The 18,247-nt window shown below is 62.5% G+C and carries 18 protein-coding genes; 12 read left to right on the top strand and 6 right to left on the bottom strand.

The features are described from left to right. Window positions 1-30: 30 nt before the first annotated feature. Window positions 31-1,242: an FAD-dependent oxidoreductase gene (locus IVA81_RS02185; RefSeq protein ID WP_247311575.1), complete on the bottom strand. Its 1,212-nt coding sequence runs from the start codon at window positions 1,240-1,242 to the stop codon at window positions 31-33. Window positions 1,243-1,419: 177 nt separating this feature from the next. On the opposite strand from IVA81_RS02185, the gene IVA81_RS02180 reads away from it, so the two are divergent. From IVA81_RS02180 to IVA81_RS02170, 3 genes are all read left to right on the top strand, one after another. Next, window positions 1,420-2,406, top strand: a complete 987-nt coding sequence (locus IVA81_RS02180) for an amidohydrolase family protein (protein WP_247311573.1) — start codon at window positions 1,420-1,422, stop codon at window positions 2,404-2,406. A gap of 8 nt (window positions 2,407-2,414) precedes the next feature. Continuing rightward, a complete protein-coding gene (locus IVA81_RS02175; protein WP_247311570.1) occupies window positions 2,415-2,894 on the top strand; it encodes a hypothetical protein in 480 nt (159 codons plus the stop codon). Between the two features lie 226 nt (window positions 2,895-3,120). After that, window positions 3,121-4,095, top strand: coding sequence for a tripartite tricarboxylate transporter substrate binding protein (locus IVA81_RS02170; RefSeq protein WP_247311567.1), 975 nt, complete (start codon window positions 3,121-3,123; stop codon window positions 4,093-4,095). A gap of 1 nt (window position 4,096) precedes the next feature. On the opposite strand, the gene IVA81_RS02165 is transcribed toward IVA81_RS02170, so the two are convergent. Further along, a complete protein-coding gene (locus tag IVA81_RS02165; protein WP_247311564.1) occupies window positions 4,097-4,981 on the bottom strand; it encodes a MaoC/PaaZ C-terminal domain-containing protein in 885 nt (294 codons plus the stop codon). A gap of 252 nt (window positions 4,982-5,233) precedes the next feature. Here IVA81_RS02165 and IVA81_RS02160 point away from each other — a divergent pair, with 252 nt between their 5' ends. Then, the gene (locus tag IVA81_RS02160) at window positions 5,234-6,406 is read left to right on the top strand and encodes an ABC transporter substrate-binding protein (protein ID WP_247311561.1); all 1,173 of its coding nucleotides are present in this window, start codon (window positions 5,234-5,236) and stop codon (window positions 6,404-6,406) included. Between the two features lie 15 nt (window positions 6,407-6,421). After that, the gene (locus IVA81_RS02155; RefSeq protein ID WP_247311558.1) at window positions 6,422-7,324 is read left to right on the top strand and encodes an SDR family oxidoreductase; all 903 of its coding nucleotides are present in this window, start codon (window positions 6,422-6,424) and stop codon (window positions 7,322-7,324) included. 46 nt (window positions 7,325-7,370) lie between these two features. On the opposite strand, the gene IVA81_RS02150 is transcribed toward IVA81_RS02155, so the two are convergent. Beyond that, window positions 7,371-7,820, bottom strand: a complete 450-nt coding sequence (locus IVA81_RS02150) for a MarR family transcriptional regulator (protein WP_247311601.1) — start codon at window positions 7,818-7,820, stop codon at window positions 7,371-7,373. Between the two features lie 302 nt (window positions 7,821-8,122). Between IVA81_RS02150 and IVA81_RS02145 the strand changes: the two genes are divergently transcribed. From IVA81_RS02145 to IVA81_RS02135, 3 genes are all read left to right on the top strand, one after another. Further along, window positions 8,123-9,004 (top strand): SDR family oxidoreductase, encoded by an 882-nt coding sequence (locus tag IVA81_RS02145; protein WP_247311555.1) that lies wholly within the window; start codon window positions 8,123-8,125, stop codon window positions 9,002-9,004. A gap of 27 nt (window positions 9,005-9,031) precedes the next feature. Next, a complete protein-coding gene (locus tag IVA81_RS02140; protein WP_247311552.1) occupies window positions 9,032-9,832 on the top strand; it encodes an enoyl-CoA hydratase-related protein in 801 nt (266 codons plus the stop codon). Between the two features lie 136 nt (window positions 9,833-9,968). After that, complete coding sequence (locus IVA81_RS02135; RefSeq protein WP_247311550.1) at window positions 9,969-11,585, top strand: AMP-binding protein; 1,617 nt, start codon at window positions 9,969-9,971, stop codon at window positions 11,583-11,585. 1 nt (window position 11,586) lies between these two features. Here the strand turns inward: IVA81_RS02135 and IVA81_RS02130 are convergent, their stop codons facing one another. Continuing rightward, on the bottom strand, window positions 11,587-12,390 hold the full coding sequence (locus IVA81_RS02130) for an enoyl-CoA hydratase/isomerase family protein (RefSeq protein WP_247311547.1): 804 nt from the start codon (window positions 12,388-12,390) through the stop codon (window positions 11,587-11,589). A 139-nt stretch (window positions 12,391-12,529) separates the two neighbouring features. Between IVA81_RS02130 and IVA81_RS02125 the strand changes: the two genes are divergently transcribed. Further along, complete coding sequence (locus tag IVA81_RS02125) at window positions 12,530-13,405, top strand: SDR family oxidoreductase (protein WP_247311543.1); 876 nt, start codon at window positions 12,530-12,532, stop codon at window positions 13,403-13,405. A gap of 9 nt (window positions 13,406-13,414) precedes the next feature. On the opposite strand, the gene IVA81_RS02120 is transcribed toward IVA81_RS02125, so the two are convergent. Beyond that, window positions 13,415-14,428 carry an NADP-dependent oxidoreductase gene (locus IVA81_RS02120; RefSeq protein WP_247311540.1) on the bottom strand — a complete coding sequence of 338 codons (1,014 nt, stop codon included), beginning with the start codon at window positions 14,426-14,428 and terminating at the stop codon, window positions 13,415-13,417. A gap of 127 nt (window positions 14,429-14,555) precedes the next feature. On the opposite strand from IVA81_RS02120, the gene IVA81_RS02115 reads away from it, so the two are divergent. The 3 genes from IVA81_RS02115 to IVA81_RS02105 are packed head-to-tail and all read left to right on the top strand — an operon-like array spanning window position 14,556 to window position 17,066. Next, window positions 14,556-15,008, top strand: coding sequence for a MaoC family dehydratase (locus IVA81_RS02115; RefSeq protein WP_247311537.1), 453 nt, complete (start codon window positions 14,556-14,558; stop codon window positions 15,006-15,008). After that, the gene (locus IVA81_RS02110; RefSeq protein ID WP_247311534.1) at window positions 15,005-15,889 is read left to right on the top strand and encodes a CoA ester lyase; all 885 of its coding nucleotides are present in this window, start codon (window positions 15,005-15,007) and stop codon (window positions 15,887-15,889) included. Before IVA81_RS02115 ends, IVA81_RS02110 begins: the two co-directional genes overlap by 4 nt. After that, window positions 15,879-17,066: an acyl-CoA dehydrogenase family protein gene (locus IVA81_RS02105; protein ID WP_247311532.1), complete on the top strand. Its 1,188-nt coding sequence runs from the start codon at window positions 15,879-15,881 to the stop codon at window positions 17,064-17,066. Before IVA81_RS02110 ends, IVA81_RS02105 begins: the two co-directional genes overlap by 11 nt. A gap of 13 nt (window positions 17,067-17,079) precedes the next feature. On the opposite strand, the gene IVA81_RS02100 is transcribed toward IVA81_RS02105, so the two are convergent. Beyond that, window positions 17,080-18,225 carry an acyl-CoA dehydrogenase family protein gene (locus IVA81_RS02100; protein ID WP_247311529.1) on the bottom strand — a complete coding sequence of 382 codons (1,146 nt, stop codon included), beginning with the start codon at window positions 18,223-18,225 and terminating at the stop codon, window positions 17,080-17,082. Window positions 18,226-18,247: the final 22 nt, after the last annotated feature.

Below are 18,247 nucleotides of genomic sequence, written 5' to 3'. Positions count from 1 at the left end.
GCGGGCATCTCCCTCAAAAGGTTCTGTTCTTCATTTCAATGCAGCCCGCAGATCGAAGGCGGGCGACTCCAGATCAGCGCGGACAGGGCGCTTGTTTGCCGCGAGCAGCCGGCGCAGCATCGCCATGTCCTTGGCGGCATTCACCGACAGGGCTCCGACCAGGTCGGCGCCGCGCATCGCGATGACGGAGAAACGGCCGGATGCCGGGTCGCCGCGGATAATGTGGTCGCTGTCGAGCATGTCGCCGGCAACCTGGATGTTGAGGTCGTGCTGGTCGGTCCAGAACCACGGCGGATCGACATAGTCCTTCTGCTCGCCGAGCATGTTGCCGGCGACCGCGATGGCCTGGTTCTGAGCGTTGGCCCAGGTCTCGACGCGGATGTCGCGGCCGTGGCAACGGCTCCATTGCAGGGCGGCATCTCCCGCGCAGAAGACGCCCGGCGCGGCTGTGCGTCCGCACGCATCGACCGCAATGCCCGCGGCGACGGGAAGGCCGATCCGTTCGGCAACGGTCGCGACCGGTTCGACGCCAATGCCGACGAGGACGAGATCGGCACGGATTTCCGCGCCATTGCTGAGCCGGACGCCGCTTGGCGTCGCGCTAATTACGGTCGATCCAAAGAAGAATTCGACACCGTGGCTGCGGTGCTTGGCGGCGACGATGTCACTGACCAGGGAGGGAAGCGCGCGGGCAAGAAGCCGCGGCTCGCTCTCGATCACGGTCGTGCTGCATCCATGCTTTGCCGCGGCGCAGGCCGCCTCGAGCCCGATCACGCCGCCGCCCACGATGACGATGCGTGATTTGTCGCGGATCGATCTGCGGAAGCGGAGCGCGTCCTCGACATTGCGAAGATATTGCACCTCGGGCCCGAGGCCTTCGAGCCGGTCGAGGCGGCGAGGCCGGGTCCCGGTCGCGATCAGCAAACGGTCGAACGCGAAGATGCGGCCGTCGGCCGTCGTCACCGTGCGGCGATCCGCATCGCAATCGGTGACTGGCGAGCGGGTCTCGAGCCGAACATCCAGAACGTCGCTCCAATCCTGGGCCCGCTTGATGTAGGTAACCGGCGTGTCAGCGGCCGCCAGCATGTCCTTTGAGAGCTGCGGTCGCTCATAGGGTGGGTGCGGTTCCTCGCCCAGCATCGTGATCGCGCCCTGAAAGCCGCGCGCCCGCAGTGCCTCGGCCGCGCGTCCGCCGGCCTGTCCGGCGCCTGCAATCACGATATGTGCTGATGCGGCCAGCAATTCAGTTTCGCTCCCGTTGCGGAGCCCTGCGAGATCGCAAAAGCCGGTCCGCAATCATTCTTCGATTGCGTTCATAATAAAAACAGTCCAACCTGCTTGTAAAGTGAATTACAGATGCGACCGCTCGCAGTCGGGAAAGGCGCGCTGCAGTGCATAACAAATCAGAGGAAACGAGCCTTGGCTGAGGCGATCGACACCCATACGCATTTTGTCCCGCGAAACGTTCCAGCGGCGGTCGGGCGCAATCCGCTGTGGCCCTCGGTCGAGCTGAGGGGCGACGACGGCGCAGCGGCAGTGATGGTCGGCGGAAAAGTGTTTCGTGTGATCGATTCCCGGAGTTGGGATGCGGCTCGCCGCATCGATGACATGGCGGCGGACGATGTTGACGTCCAGGTCGTCTCGCCGATGCCCGAATTGCTGTCGCACTGGTTTCCTGCGGACGATGCCGACGCCTTGGGCCGTCATATCAATCAAGGAATTGCGGAGCTTTGCGGGAGCCAGCGCGGGCGTTTCATCGGTATCGGCATGTTGCCGATGCAGGACACCGGGCTGGCGGTGAAGCGACTGGACGAGTTGAAATCTTGGGGACTGCGTGGTTTCGAGATCGGCACCCATATCAACGGCGTTGCGCTCGGTGACGAGCGGCTGCATGACGTCTATGCGGCGGCCGAACAGGCGAACCTTGCGGTCATGGTTCATCCCCTCCATCCGGCGGGGCTTGATCGCATGGGAGGTCGGCCGGAGCTCGCGGCCGTCGCCGCATTTCCGCTCGAGACGGCTTTCGCCGCGGTCTCGCTGATGACGAACGGCGTGATGGAGCGCTTTCCTCGGCTCCGGATCATGCTGAGCCATGGCGGCGGCGCATTGCCCTGGATATTGCCGCGCTTGAGGCACGCTCGCGGCATCGGACCGCCATTGGACAGCCTGTTTTCGCGCGATCCCGAGGAGACCGTGAAGGCGTTCTACTTCGACAGCATCCTCTACGATAAGCCGGCTTTGGAGTTCCTGGCGAACAAGGTGGGCCGGGAGCGGGTCCTTGTCGGATCGGACTATCCGTTCACGATCAAGCAGGATCGGCCGGCGGAATTTGCCGAGCGCTCGCTGGCTATGCCGAGACAGGACCTCACGGCAAATGCCAGGCGCTGGCTTGGGCTTGATGGGTGAGGAAAGAGATGACGAATTGCTATTCTTATCCCCAGTTCTGCTCGCTCGGTCCGTTACCTCCGCGGACACCGGCGCGCGCGGACGCTCAGGTGCCGAAAGACCGCAAGCTCGGCAAATGCGCGCATGGCGTGATCGGCGCGTTCTATTTCTATGCCGACGGGTCGGATGACGATCCGGCATTCGGCTTCTGCGACATAGAGCTATCGGTTCAACAAATCTCGCAGAGCACGGTGCGGGTCGAGCTGTACTGCGTTGCAGACGGCTACCAGAGCGCCCGTGGCGTCGGCGCGGATCATCCGCTGAAGATCGCGGTTCTTGCCGGGGACCGGGTGCTCGGAAGCGCAAATTGGCATTTTGCCGACGTGATCTGCGGCCATGCCGATCCCATGCATTTCGCGGCTGACCTCGAGATCGACGACGCACTGTTCGGCCTCATCGACCGGATCGAACTCCAGAAGACCGGCGGCCAATCGCGGCCGTGCGAATAGCAGCGGTAGCATCAAATTCGATGGGAGATCCTGGAAATCGCTGTATGAGGCAGGAATGTCCGCGAGTGGGAGGTTGAGCGGACGAGTGCGGAAAACCGGACGTCCTGCCTGTAAACGAATGTTCTCATATATCGTAAGGTAGAGTACGATCAGAACAAAGCAGGACTTTGATGTGAGCCGAATTCGGGCGCGTCAGCGTCAACAGCCTCGCAATTCAGGAGAATTCATGCGGTTTCGCATTGCAATCGTGCTGTGGCTCGCAACCGCGTCGGCCGGAATGATGGGCTGGCAGCAGGCTTCGGCTGAGCCTTACCCGTCGCGGAGGATCAATCTCATCGTGCCGTTCCCGGCCGGCAGTGCGACCGATGGAGTGACGCGGCATCTTGCGGAAAGCATTCGTATCCAGACCGGCGCGACGGTGCTGGTCGAGAACAAGCCCGGTGCCGACGGCAACCTTGCCGCGCTTGCTGTCCTCAAAGCCGACGCCGATGGCTACACGGTCTTTGTCACGACCAACTCGACACAGGCGGCCAACGTCAGCCTGTTCAATGCCATGCCTTATGATCCGAAGGCGGATTTTGCACCGGTCGCCGGCATCATGACCATTCCGATGATGCTGAGCGTCAAGCCGGACTTTCCCGCGAAGGACATCAAGGAGTTCATCGCTCTCGCCAAGTCGCGGCCGAAGCCGGTGTCTTTCGGGAGCGGCAACACCTCCAGCCGCGGTGCTGCGGAACTGTTTCGCTCCAGAGCCGGAATCGAGATGCAGCACGTGCCTTATCGCGGCATGCCGCAGGCCTTGACCGACGTCCTAGGTGGCGAAATCGATTGCGTTTTCGCCGATCCCGCCAGCGCGCAAGGCTTGATCCAGGATGGTCGGTTGCGGGTCCTTGCGGTGACGAGCAGCGAACGGCTCAAGGGACTGCCTGATGTTCCCACGCTCGCGCAAGCCGGATTGCCGGGAGCCGAGCTGACCGCCTGGGTCGGCGTCTTCGTGCGTGCGGGCACGCCGCCCGACATCGTCGCGAAGCTCAGTCAGGTCGTGCTGGCCTTCGTCAGCAGCAAGGAGACGGATACATATCTGGAATCCGTGGGCGCGAAGCCGTTCCCGGCGGGGCCGGACGAGCTCGGGTCGTTCCAGGCTGCGGATACGCGCCGCTGGGCCGAAATCGTCGAGATCGCGAAGATCGAAAAGAAGTAGTTCAACGGCGCAGAGTGACCGCACCACGGTCGAGCACGACGACATCTCGCTCGACCGCCCTTGCGCGGAAGCGAATTTGATCACCCGTGGCGAAGAACTCGGTTCGGATGGTCTCGCCGGGAAAAACCGGCTTGCTGAAGCGGGCGGAAAGCGACCTCAGACGTTCGGGCATGCCGTCCGCAAAGCTCGCGAGCGCCGCTCGCGTCGCAATTCCGAGCGTGCACAGGCCGTGCAGGATAGGCCGTTCGAAGCCGGCCTTGGCAGCGGCTCCGGGATCTGCATGAATCGGATTGTAGTCGCCGCTCAGCCGGTAAAGCAGGGCGCTCTGCGGCAAGGTCGTGATATCGGTGGTTCGCGAGGGATTGTCTTCGGACAGGGGAGGGATCTCTGCCGGGACCGTGCCGAAACTGCCGCAGCCGCCATCGCCGCGCAGAAAGAGCACGCTGCGGACGGTCGCCAGCTTTGCGCTTGCATCGTTCAGCGTCTTGACGAGATGCAGAATGGCACCTTTGCCCGCGCCCTTGTCCGCTACAGCAGAAATCTCGTAGTTCGCCGTGACCGTGCCCTCCGCCGGAATCGGATTGTGGATCTCGAAGCTTTGTTCACCGTGCAGCAATCGGACCCAATCAATGCCGAGCTCCGGCCGTTTCGCCCAGAAACCTGGATGGGCGAGCACACAGCAGATTGAGGGTACCGCGCGAAGGTCGGGCTCGTAGACGAAATTGAGCTGTGACGGGTCGAGCGGATCGGATCCATAGCCAAGGCCGAGCGCGTAAAGCATCGTGTCGCGCCGGGTGCACGTTTGCGAGACCGGCTCAAAACGGAAATTCTGTAGAGCTTCGAGGTTCAATGTGTCCTCCGTTCGCCAAGACCCTTCGGTGTCCATGCTCACCGCAGGCCGTTCACGATCGAGCCAATGGCTGTTGCAATCGTGCTCTGTCATATAGTACACAAGTGTACGAAATAGAAGCCGCCCGATCGCGGGATATGCCGGGCAGGGAGTTGCGCCGTGATTTCGAGCGACAGACGGTCGAGCCATAGGGCCAGCGTCGGGGAATTGTCCGGACGGACTGGGCTCCGAGCGGCCGGCTCTCGCACTGCGATAGTCCTGGCGGCGACGCTGGCGTTGGCCGGCTTGATGTCCGGTCGGGCCGATGCCGGCGAAAAGAAATATGGCCCCGGCGTCAGCGACACGGAAATCAGGATTGGCAACACATCGCCCTATAGTGGCCCGGCATCTGCCTTCAGCATGGTCGCCAAGACCGAGGACGCGTATTTCCGCAAGGTCAATGCGGAGGGAGGCATCAACGGTCGACGCATCGTGTTCCTATCCTATGACGACGCTTACTCGCCACCCAAGACCGTCGAGCAGACAAGACGTCTGGTCGAAAGCGAGGAAGTTCTGCTCGTCTTCAATGCTCTTGGCACGGCTTCGAATTCAGCCGTCCAGAAATATCTGAACGCCAAGAAGGTGCCTCAGCTCTTCGTGTCGAGCGGTGCCGCCAAATGGAACGATCCGAAGAACTTCCCATGGACGATGGGATTTACCCCGAGCTACGAGACCGAGGGCTATATCTACGCGAAGTACGTTCTGCGCGAGCGACCCGCCGCGAAAATTGCGATCTTCTTCCAGAACGATGACTTCGGAAAGGATTACCTGAAGGGAATCAAACTGGCGCTCGGCGACAAAGCCGCATCCATGATTGTCGCCGAAGAGGCGTTCGATGTGTCCGAACCGACCATCGACTCCCATCTCGTCAAGCTCAAGGCCACCGGGGCTGACGTGCTGTTCGATATCGCCACGCCAAAGTTCGCAGCCCAGGCCATCAAGAAGGTGTCGGAGCTCGGCTGGAAGCCGCTCCATATTCTCAGCTATGTGTCGGCCTCGACCGGTAGTGTGATCAAGCCGGCCGGGTTTGAGAATGCGCAAGGGTTGATCTCGGCAGCTTACTTCAAGGATCCCGGCGATCCGATGTGGAAGGACGACGCCGGCTTGAAGGAGCTCAACGGATTTCTTGACGGCTATTTCGCCGGCGCCGATCGCAGCGATACACTGATCGTGAATGGCTACAACACGGCGCAGGCGCTCGTTTATCTCCTGAAGCAGTGTGGCGACGAGCTCACGCGCGAGAACATCATGCGCCATGCTTCCAATCTCAAGCAGGTCGAACTCGGCATGCTGCTGCCCGGTATTCGGCTGAACACCTCGCCTGCCGATTTCGCGCCGATCAAGCAATGGCAGTTGATGCGGTTCGAGGGGACGAATTGGCGACTGTTTGGCGACGTCATGAGCGGCGACGCGAAGAATTGAGGAAAGGGACGGTTTATGGGACAGCTTTGTGCCGGGCGGGTCGCGATCGTGACCGGAGGTGGCCGCGGGCTGGGGCGCGAGTATGCCCTCATGTTGGCCGAGCAGGGGGCCAAGGTGGTGGTCAACGATCTCGGTGCCTCGGCAGCCGGTGAGGGAACGGATATTTCGCCCGCACGGGAAGTCGTCGATGAAATCAAACGCGCCGGCGGCGAGGCCATCGTCAACGGCAACGACGTCAGCGATTGGGCCGGCGCCAAGGCCCTGATCGATGACGCGATCAACACGTTCGGACGGCTCGACGTTCTCATCAACAATGCCGGCATCCTGCGGGACCGCATGATGGTCAACATGACCGAGGCGGAATGGGACGCTGTCATCAAGGTGCATCTGAAGGGCACCTTCGCGCCGTCTCATCACGCCGCGCAATATTGGCGCCAGGAGGCCAAGAAGCGCGGAGCTCCGGTGAGCGCGCGCCTGATCAATACGTCATCGGCTTCAGGGCTTTTCGGCAATGTCGGCCAGAGCAACTACGGAGCCGCCAAGGCGGGCATCGCCGCCTTCACCGTCATCAGCGCCATGGAGCTTCGGCAGTATGGAATCACGGTGAATGCGATCGCTCCGAGGGCGCAAACCCGGATGACCGAGGGTCTGAGAGAGCGCAGCGAGGAAGATATCAGGCGCCGAAATCCGCGCTGGGTCGCGCCGATCGTGGTCTGGCTGGCAAGCGAGCAGTCTGCCGATGTGACCGGCCGGGTGTTCGAGGCTGGCGACGGAATTCTCAAGGTCGCCGAAGGATGGCACGCCGGTCCGGGAATTGACCCGGTCGAGGATCCCAACGAACTCGGCCCTCAGGTGGCGGAATTGATGCAGAAGGCGCGACCCAACGCCGATATCTGGGGACGCGACATCGCCTCATGAATTTCCGAGGAACTCCTCCCGGAGCACCTGAGGCGGGTGGCTGGCGTCAAGCCGCCGCCCGCCGCTTTTTCCGGGTTTTGGACGGCGGCGCATCTTCCTCGCCCTCTCCGCTCTGGGCCTCGGTGCCGTCCGACATGGCGAGGAGATTGTGCTTCATGGCAAGGAGCGCTTCCGCAGCGCCTTCAAGCTGCTTCCGATCAATCCCGTTGACGATTCTCGCGTTGAATTTGTCGGTTTCTTTCCTGAGCTTCTCGAGAAAGCCGCGCGCCTGCTTAGTGACATAAACGCGCTTGATGCGGCGGTCCACCGGATCGGCCTGGCGTATCACGAATCCGGATGTTTCGAGACGGTCAATCAGGGCCCCGACGGCGACCTTCCCGACGTCGAGCTCGTTGGCGAGCTGCACCTGAGGAAGGCCATCCTTGCGCGAAATGAAAGCGAGGACCCACCATTGCGAACGGGTGATTCCGAGCGGCGCCAGTGCGCGATCGAACATCATCCTCCTGAGCCGCGACACGTCGTGAATGAGATATCCAAGCCGGAGATCCCAATCGGGCTGATCAGCCATTGATGTTTCCCATGAAAGTCGAGTCGGGGTTCAGAGGTTCAACTAATACCATACACCAGCGTATTTTAAAGGAAAGGGCACAGAACGGGCGCGAATCCCTCGATTTGCTGCCGGAGGAGCGGATTTACAAAAGAAGTACGCTAGTGTATTAGTTTCCGTAGAGGCCCCGTCCGATTGGTTGCTGAAGCAGCCGTCCGCCGAGGCGTTCAGCCACAGCAAGGAAGTCGCACATGTTCGACACGGCCGTGCTCAAGGAAAAGCGCATCCTGGTTACGGGCGGTGGGACCGGGCTCGGCAAGGAGATGTCGGTGGGGTTCGCCGCGCATGGCGCCCATGTCTACATCTGCGGGCGGAGGAAAGAGGTCCTCGAGGAGGCGGCACAGGAAATCCGTACGCGGTCTGGAGGGCAGGCGTCTGCGCTGCTCGCCAATGTCCGCGATCCCGACAGCATCGACGCGATGATGAACACCATTTGGACGGACGGTCCGCTAACGGGCCTCGTCAACAATGCCGCCGCCAACTTCCTGGCACCGACCGAAAGCCTGTCGCCGCGTGGTTACGAGGCGGTCCGCTCGACGGTGATGGACGGCTCGTTCTATACCTCGCTGGCCTGCGGCAAGCGCTGGATTGCTGCCGGTGTGCCCGGCGTGATCATCAGCAATCTCGTCACCTGGGTATGGACCGGATCGGCCTACGTGGTGCCGGCGGCGATGGCGAAGGCGGCCGTGCACGCCATGACGATGTCGCTCGCTGTCGAGTGGGGCCCCAGGAACATTCGCGTCAATGCGATCGCGCCCGGGCCGTTCCCGACCGAGGGGGCCTGGGACAAACTGAATCCGCTGGCAGAAACCGGCGTCGGCGCGACCCAGGCGGACGAGGTTCCGCTCCGCCGCTTCGGCAAGATGGATGAGCTGCGCAATCTCCTGATCTTCCTGATGTCGGATGGTTGCAGCTACATCACGGGCGACACGATCAGCATCGATGGCGGCCACCATCTCGCGGCACCCAGCACCTTCGCGGGGCTTTCGAAGCTGTCCGCGGCGGATTGGCAGCGCGCACGCGAAGCCATTCAAAGCTCCGTGCAAAAAGAAAAGCAGGCGCGCTCGATCTGATCCTGGAGCAACAACAAAGAGGCTTCTATGGGACTGGCCATACCGACAAAGAGCTTCGCGTGCACCATCGAGAATGGGCTTGCTCATATCGAGCTGGCCCAGCCCACGCGCGGCAATCCGATCGACGGGGAGTTTTGTCGTGAGTTCGGTCTTGGCATTTCGGAGCTGAGCGAGCGCGCCGACGTACGGGCGGTACTACTTTCGGCGCGAGGACGCCTGTTCAGCGTCGGTGGCGATCTGACGTCGCTGGTGAGCCAGGGAGAGGCGCTACCCGCGACGATCAAGGCCTGGACCGCCGATCTGCATGCGGCGATCGCGAGAATGGTCCGGATGCGGGCGCCCGTCGTTGCGTCCGTTCACGGCAATGTCGCGGGCGGGAGCGTGTCGCTCATGGCTGCTGCGGATCTGGTGGTGATGGCGGAATCGGCTCGCATTTCCGCGGCGTTCTCCAAGATCGGGTTCAGCCCGGATAGCGGGTCGACGACCACCGTGACACGCCGGATCGGCGTTGCCCGCGCAAGACGGTTCTTCCTGCTTGGCGAGACGCTCGATGCCGGAACGGCGCTGTCGCTGGGCCTCGTGGATTTCGTTGTGCCTGATGACGCCGTGCAGTCCGAGGCTCTCCGGATCGCAAGGGAGCTCGCCGCGGGGCCGACGGAAGCGTTTGGTGCGATCAAGCGACTGTTCTCTCAGACCAGCGATCGATCGTTCGAAAGCCAGCTCGAGGAGGAGGCTCAGACGCTCGCCGCGATTTCGCGAACGGCGGACGCCCGTGAGGGCGTCAAGGCCTTTACCGAGAAGCGGAAGCCGGTGTTCGAAGGGAAATGAGCGCCGGCTCGGTGGTTGGAAGCGACAATCTGGACCATTGGCCCAAGATCGTACTCTGCCATAACGTACACACATTAACTACACAATCCGGCCGCGAAGCCGGAAGGACACAGCGCTGCAAGAGGGAGTAATCACCGTGGCCTCCGCCCTTCAAGCATCTCACGCCGGCTTTCGCGAAGCCGGCTATTGGCTCGACAAGACCGTCGATCAGTTACTGAGCGAAGCCGCTGCAAGGGCGCCAGACAAGGTCGCCATCGTCGCCGACCGGGCGGATCGCGAGCATGCGCGTCGCTTCACATATGGTGAACTGATGAGGCTTGCGGATCGCGCCGCGAGCTCGCTCCTGCGGCTGGGTGTCGGCCCTGGCGACGTCGTGACCGTACAATTGCCGAACTGGTGGGAGTTCGTCGTCACCGCGTTTGCGTGCAGCAAGATCGGCGCCGTGATGAATCCCGTGATGCCGATCCTGAGGGAACGTGAGCTCGGCTATATCCTCAATTTCTGTCAGGCCAAGGTCTTCATCGTTCCGAAGAGCTATCGTGGCTTCGACTACGCCGCGATGGCACGAGGCATGCGTGCGGACCTGTCGCATCTCAAGCACGTGATCGTCGTCGACGGCGAGGGCGAAACGACCTTCGACCGGATGCTGCTGTCGGCCGACCCCGACAAGCTTCCTTCGGGTTTGCGCCCGGACGACACGGCCGTCCTGATGTTCACATCAGGCACGACCGGCGAGCCCAAGGGGGTCATGCACACGTCGAATTCGCTGGTTGCCTGCTGCAAGGCGCTGACGGGACGGTTCGGTCTCGACTCCACCGACGTCTTGCTGGTGGCTTCGCCCGTCGGGCACATGACGGGCTATGCCGCGATCGTGCTGCTTTCGGTCTATCTCGGCGGCACGATGATCCTTCAGGACATCTGGGAAGCCAGGCGTGGCGTCAACCTGATGGCTGGCGAAGGCGTGACCTATACCGCAGCCTCGACGCCGTTCCTTAGCGATATCTGCGACGCCGTGAAGGACGGAGCGCCACATCCGAAGAGTCTGCGCTCCTTCCTGTGCGGCGGCGCGCCGATCCCCTCGATGTTGATCGAGCGCGCCGCCGCAGAGCTCGGCCTCAAAGTATGCTCGCTCTGGGGCATGACCGAGGTGCTGTCCGGCACGCTGACCGAGCCGGCGCGAGCGGCCGAGAAATCGGCGCACACGGACGGCCGGGCGCTGGACGGGATGGAGGTCAAAATCGTCGATACCGATGGACAGCCCGCGCCGACGGGAGAGTCGGGGCGGCTGCTGGTTCGCGGCGCGCAGATGTTCAAGGGCTACTACAAACGGCCGGAGCTTCCGACGTTCGACAGCGACGGTTGGTTCGACTCCGGCGATCTCGCCTATGTGGACAAGGATGGGTACATCCGCATCTCGGGTCGTGTGAAGGACATCCTGATCCGGGGTGGCGAGAACGTGCCGGTCGTCGAGATCGAAAACATGCTTTACAAGCACCCGTCCGTCTCGGCCGTAGCGGTGGTCGGCTTTCCCGATGCGCGGCTCGGGGAACGGGGCTGCGCGTTCATCGTTCCTCGCGCTGGAGCTACGATCGACCTGGCCGCGGTACAGGCCTATCTGGGCGAAGCCAAAATGGCGAAGCAGTTCTGGCCTGAACGTGTCCAAGTCGTGGCCGAACTCCCACGTACCGCCAGCGGCAAAATCCAGAAGTTCAAGCTGCGCGAGCTCGCAACCGCGTTTCAAAACGCAAAGTAGCTCACTGGTCGGAATAGGTGGGATCCCGTCGCTCGCGAAATGCGGCGACGGCTTCCGCGTGGTCATGCGTCTCCAGCAGAATGACCTGCTGCCGGTCCTCCATCATGAGGGCGGCATCGAGGCTGGGTGCGTCGATCAGCGTGTTGAGCGCCTGCTTGGTCATGCGCAAGCCCATGGGGGAGACCCGCAGCATCTCTTCGGCGAACGCCAAACCCTTTGCGAGCAGCTCGTCGAGCGGTGCGATGTCGCTGACAAGCCCGATCGCTTTCGCGCGCTCAGCCTTGAGAAACCGTCCCGTCAGCAGCAGTTCGGAGGTCACGGAGAGGCCAACCAAACGCGGCAACAGGTAGCCCGATCCCATGTCACAGCCTCCGACGCCGATGCGGATATAGGCCGCGTTCATTCGCGCGTCGGGCGCTGCGAACCGGACATCGCAGGCGAGCAGGAAGGAGAAGCCCGCACCGCAAGCCGCGCCGTGGACGAGCCCGATGATCGGTTGCGGGCACGACCGCATCAACCGGATCACGCCGGAGTAATTCTGCTGCATCCTGAGCTGGCGCTGCGGTCGGCCCTTGCCGGGTGCGGCAAAGGCATCCGATCCAAGTTCTGCACCGGCCGAGAACTGAGGCCCGTCGCCGCGCAGGATCACGACTCGCGTTGTCGGCCGGTCGCAAAGCCCGGCGAAGTATTCGGTCAATTCCGCGATCATGTCGGGCGACACGGCGTTGAGCTGGGCAGGGCGGTTCAACGTCAGGATCTCGATCGCGCCGCGGGTTTCCACGACGATGGTGTTGGGCTGGTTCACAGGCGCGCTCCCATCAGTTCATTTGTCCTTGATTGCAGATAGTAATAAAGTGTACGATCTCCTGAAGCAATGCTCGTTGCTGCCCACGCGAATAAGCCAGGCAGCCGCACGGGCAACAAGACCTTCAGGGAGCCGGGAGATGCCATATCAGTCCGTGTTCAGGCCGGATCTGTTCAAAGGCCAGACGATCATCGTGACCGGTGGTGGCAGCGGGATCGGGCGCTGCACCGCTCACGAGCTTGCGGCCCTTGGCGCAAATGTGGCCATCCTCGGCAGGACGATGGAGAAGCTGACCGAGGTTCAGCGTGAAATCGAAGAGGATGGCGGGCAGGCGATGAGTCATGCCTGTGACATCCGCGATGATGCGATGGTGATTGGCGCAATCGACGCGGTGCTCGCGAGATTTGGTCGTATCGACGGACTGGTCAACAATGCCGGCGGGCAATTTCGCGCTCCCTTGAAGGCGATCTCGACCAAGGGGTTCGATGCCGTCGTGCGCAACAACCTGACCGGCGGCTTCATTTTCATGCGCGAGGTCTACAACCGCTGGATGGAAGCCAATGGAGGGGCGATCGTCAACATCATCGCCGACATCTGGCATGGCTGGCCGGAGTTCGGCCATTCCGCGGCGGCGCGTGGCGGCATGCTGACCCTGACCGAGACCGCCGCCTGCGAATGGTCGGCGTCGGCTGTCCGCGTCAACGCGGTTGCTCCCGGCGGCATCGTGTCAAGTGGTTTCGATACCTACACGCCGGAAATGCAGAAGAAGCTCCACGACTTCACCGAGCGGGTTCCATTGCAGCGCTTTGGAACGGAAGCGGAGATCTCGGCCGCGATCACTTACCTGCTTTCGCCGGCCGCCGCTTACATCACCGGCTCATGTATCCGCGTCGATGGCGGAACGCCGAATGCGCGCACAACCTGGCAGCTCGAGCAGCACAGCCGCAGCATGCCGTTCGAAGGATTCCACCGGGTCAAGCTGCCCGAAGTGATGAAGCGCAAGGCCCGCGCCTAGCGAGTCTGCCTAGTCGACCGCGATGATCAGCTTGCCGTGGTTGTCGCCCCGATAAAGCCGGGCAATTGCGCCAGGGGCGTGCTCGAGGCCCGGCAGGATCTCCTCGTCATGGACGATCTTCCCGGCAAGCGCGAGCTCGGCCAGGCGCGCCGCGGCCTCGTCGAATTCGGCGAGATGATCGAAGATGATGAAGCCGGACCATCGCAGGCGCCGCGTGAGAATTTCACGTTCGGGTCGCGGTCCCGTCGGGACCGGGGTCCAGGACGCGTTCGCGGCCGTGCCGCACTGAATGATGCGTCCGCGCAAGCGCATGGTCCGGATGGCGGCATCGGCGATGGAGCCGCCGGTGTTGTCGAAGAAAATGTCGTTGCCGTCGGGACACGCGGTGCGGATGGCTGCGCCGAGGTCGGAGGCCTCCCGATAGTTGATCATGTCCTGATAGCCATAGCGCGCCTTCGCCAACGCAGCCTTGTCGGCGGCGCTGGTCAGCCCGACCGCGCGGCACCCGGCAATTTGCGCGAGCTGGCCGACGAAGCTTCCGACGCTGCCGGCCGCCGTCGATACCAGGACATGCTCGCTTGGCTTTGGATCGCCGAGACCGTGAAAGGCGAGATAGGCCGTGATGCCGTTCATTCCGAGCACGCTGAGATTTGCACTCAGCGGCAGGCGCGATGGGGTGACGCGGCGGAGGATCGATTCCGGTTTGGCAATGCAATAGCGCTGCCAGCCAAACCATCCGTAGACATGGTCGCCGGGTCGATACTCCTGAACGTTGCTCTCGAGGATCTCGCCGACCGCAAGCGCTCGCATCGGCGAATCGAGAGGAACGGGTGCGCTATAGTTCCCCTCGTCATTGGCCCAGCCGCGCTGGGCGGGGTCCACGGAGAGAAAGTGGTTCTGGATCAGAATCTCGCCCTTGCCGGGCGCGGACACCGGCTCCGTCACCAGCGAGAAATGTTCCGTCTGCGGTATCCCGCGCGGCCGCGCCGTGAGCCGGACCTGTCGATTTTCGCGAGGGGACATGAGCGATCCTCATAATTAGTACGCTTGTGTACGATATGAGTATACGGTAGAAATCGATCGGGAGACAAGGACATCTCGGCGGCCGCGGCCGCCGCTCCACCCTGCAAGATATGGCAAGAGGCAAACAATGGCGGGGCTCTATTTTGAGCAGTTTTCGGTCGGACAGACGTTCGTCCATGAGATCCGGCGCACGGTCACGGACATGGACAACATCCTGTTCTCGTCGCTGACCTACAATCCGGCGGCGGTTCACATCGACCACGAATATGCCAAGGGCACCGAGTTCGGGAAGCCCTTGATGAACTCGATCTTCACGCTCGGGCTGATCATCGGCCTGTCGGTCCAGGACACGACGCTGGGAACCACGGTCGGCAATCTCGGCATGGAAGATACCAAATTTCCGCGCCCGGTGTTCGCCGGGGACACGCTGCGCGCCGAGACCAAGGTGATCGCCGTGAGAGAAAGCAAGTCGCGTCCGACGCAGGGCATCGTGACGTTCGAACATCGCGGTTTCAATCAGCGGGACGAGGAGGTGGTCTATTGCCGCCGGAGCGGACTGATGATGCGGAGGCCAGCATGAAGTTGCGCTCGCTTCTCTTTGTGCCGGCCGACAGCGAACGCAAGTTTGCCAAGGCCTCCGGTATCGGCGCCGATGCACTGATCCTCGATCTCGAGGATTCGGTCGCCCCGGGGCGCAAGGCCTTTGCCCGGGATGCCGTGAAGGGGTTGTTGGGCGGCGGGGCGCGCGACTGGTCGTTCCTGGTCCGCATCAATCCATTCGGCACGGGGCTCACGCTGGAGGATCTGGCGGCTGTGGTGCGTCCAGGCCTCGACGGCATTCTGATCCCGAAGGTCAACGGCATCGAGGATGTCGACCTGGTTTCGCACTATGTCGATGTGCTGGAGGTCGCGACCGGCGTTTCGCCGGGGCATGTCAAGCTACTGGTCGTTGCGACCGAGACACCGGCCGCCATGATCGGATTCAACGGCTACGCGCGCAAGAACGAGCGACTGGTGGCGATGACTTGGGGTGCGGAAGACCTGAGCGCGGCCCTGGGTGCGCTCACCAACAAGGAGGCGGATGGGGCGTGGACCTTTCCATATCAGGTGGCACGCGCCCAATGCCTGTTTGCAGCGGGCGCAGCCGGGGTCGCGGCACTGGATACGCTCTATGCCGACTTTAGGGATCAGGACGGTCTTGCGGAAAGCTGCCGCCTTGCGCGGCGCGACGGCTTCGTGGGGCGCGTCGCGATCCACCCGGATCAGGTTGCAACCATCAATTCGTGCTTCACGCCATCGGAGTCCGATTTGGCGCATGCGCGCCGCGTTGTCGAGGCGTTCGCTGCGGCGCCGGATGTCGGCACCGTCGGGATCGATGGGAAGATGTACGACATTCCGCACCTGGTCGCGGCGCGACGGACCTTGGCATCGGTCGGGGAGGGACATTCGAATGGACAATAGATCGTTCTCCAACCAACTCGACGTGCCCGAAGATCACGCTGCGATCCGCGAGGGCGTGCGCGCGGTCGTCACGCGTTTCGACGACGAATATTGGTTGGCGCGCGACGACGACGGCGCGTTTCCGCGCGAATTCCATCGTGCGATGGCAGATGCGGGCTGGCTCGGCATTACCATGCCCGAGGAATATGGCGGCTCCGGTCTCGGTGTCACTGAGGCCGCGATCATGATGCATGAGGTCGCCAGCCATGGCGGCGGCATGACGTCGGCATCCGCCGTTCACATCAACCTGTTCGGACCGCATCCGATCGTGGTGAAGGGATCGGACGACCAGAAGCGGCGCTGGGTGCCGCGGCTCGTCTCGGGTGAGGATCAATGTTGTTTCGGCTTCACCGAGCCGGACGCCGGCTTGAACACCACACGCATCAAGACATTTGCCGAGAAAGTGCCGGGCGGCTATCGCGTCCACGGCCAGAAGGTGTGGACGTCGACCGCGCAGGTCGCCAACAAGATCATGCTGCTGACCCGGACGACCAAGTTTGAAGACTGCAAGCGGCCGACCGACGGCATCACCATCTTCTACACCGACCTCGATCGCTCCAAGATCGAGGTGCGGCGAATCCCGAAGATGGGCCGAAAGGCGGTCGATTCCAATGCGATCTTCATCGACGGTCTCTTCATTCCCGAGTCCGACCGGATCGGTGAAGAAGGCAAGGGATTCTCCTACATCCTTCATAGCCTCAACCCGGAAAGAATCCTGATCGCTGTCGAAGCGATTGGAATTGGTCAGGATGCGCTGCGCCGGGCAACACAATACGCCAAGGAGCGCGTCGTGTTCGATCGCCCGATCGGCCAAAATCAGGCGATCCAGCATCCGCTGGCAGAGAACTGGATGTATCTGGAGGCGGCATGGCTGATGGCGATGCGCGCCGCGTGGCTCTACGACTTCAACAGGCCGTGCGGTGCGGAAGCCAACAGTGCCAAGCTGCTCGGCGCACGTGCCGGTCACGACGCCGCCTGGCAGGCGATCATGACCCATGGCGGGTTCGGCTATGCCAAGGAGTATCATGTCGAGCGGTTGTTCCGGGAGGTCTCGATCACCCGGCTCGCGCCGATCACCGAGCAGCTCATCCTGAGCTTCATCGCCGAGAAGGTGCTCGACCTGCCGAAGAGCTACTGAGCCGCTCTTTGCCTCAGAGGTTGCGCGAGATCAGCTCGCGCATGATCTCCGACGTGCCGCCATAGATGCGCAGCACCCGTGCATCCGCGAACAGCCGGCAGATCTCGTACTCGCGCATAAAGCCGTAGCCGCCGAAGAACTGCAGGCACTGATCGACAAGCCTGCCGTGCATCTCGGTAACCCAGAGCTTGGCTGTCGAGGCGCCGTAGGTGGTCAGCTCGCCACGGACATGCTGGCTCAGGCACTGATCGACATAGGCCCACCCGACCTGGAGATCCGATTTCAGGTCCGCCAGCTTGAAGCGCGTGTTCTGATAGGTTCCGATCGCTTGTCCGAAGGCCTTGCGCTCCTGAACGTAGGTCTTGGTGATGTCGAATGCCTTCTGTGCCGACGCAATCGAGTGAAGGGCGATCGTCAACCGCTCCTGCGGCAGCTCACTCATCAGCGCACCCATCGCGCCGCCTTCCGAGCCCAAGAGGTTGCTGACGGGAACGCGAACCTGGTCGAAGAACAGCTCCGACGTATCGGAGGAGAGATGGCCGAGCTTGTCGAGATTGCGACCATGCCGAAAGCCCGGACGATCGGTCTCAACAAGGATCAGGCTCATCCCGCGTGATCCGCCCTCGGGATTGGTTCGAGTGACCGCGATAACGAGATCACACATCTGGCCGTTGGAGATGAAGGTCTTCTGACCGGAGATAACGTACTCATCTCCTTCGCGAACGGCGCGGGTGCGGATGCCCTGCAGGTCGCTGCCGGTTCCGGGCTCGGTCATGGCTATCGCACACACGGTCTCGCCGGAGACCATCCCCGGCAGCCATTTCAGCTTCTGCTCTTCCGTGCCGTAGCTCAGCAGATAGCCACAACAGACGTCGTTGTGAACCGAGAAATCGGTCGCCGGACCCGCGAATCCCGAATAGGCGAGCTCTTCGATCACGACGGCGTTGTGGCGAAAGTCACCGCCGATGCCGCCATATTGTTCCGGCACCTGCGGGCAGAGCAGGCCGGCATCGCCGGCCGCCGGCCACAGCGCGCGGTCGATGATCCCCGCCTTCTCCCACTCCTGGAAGTGTGGCGCTATCTTCGCAGCGGCAAAGCGCCGGACGCTTTCACGCAGGAGGCTGTGCTCTTCGTCGTAGATCGGGCGATCTGGCAGCATGTCTGTCAACCGTAAGCTGAGC

This window comes from Bradyrhizobium sp. 141 (genome assembly GCF_023074055.1).
Taxonomy (GTDB): domain Bacteria; phylum Pseudomonadota; class Alphaproteobacteria; order Rhizobiales; family Xanthobacteraceae; genus Bradyrhizobium.
The sequence above is the reverse complement of the archived record's forward strand: the minus strand, read 5'-3'. Positions and strand labels throughout refer to the sequence as shown.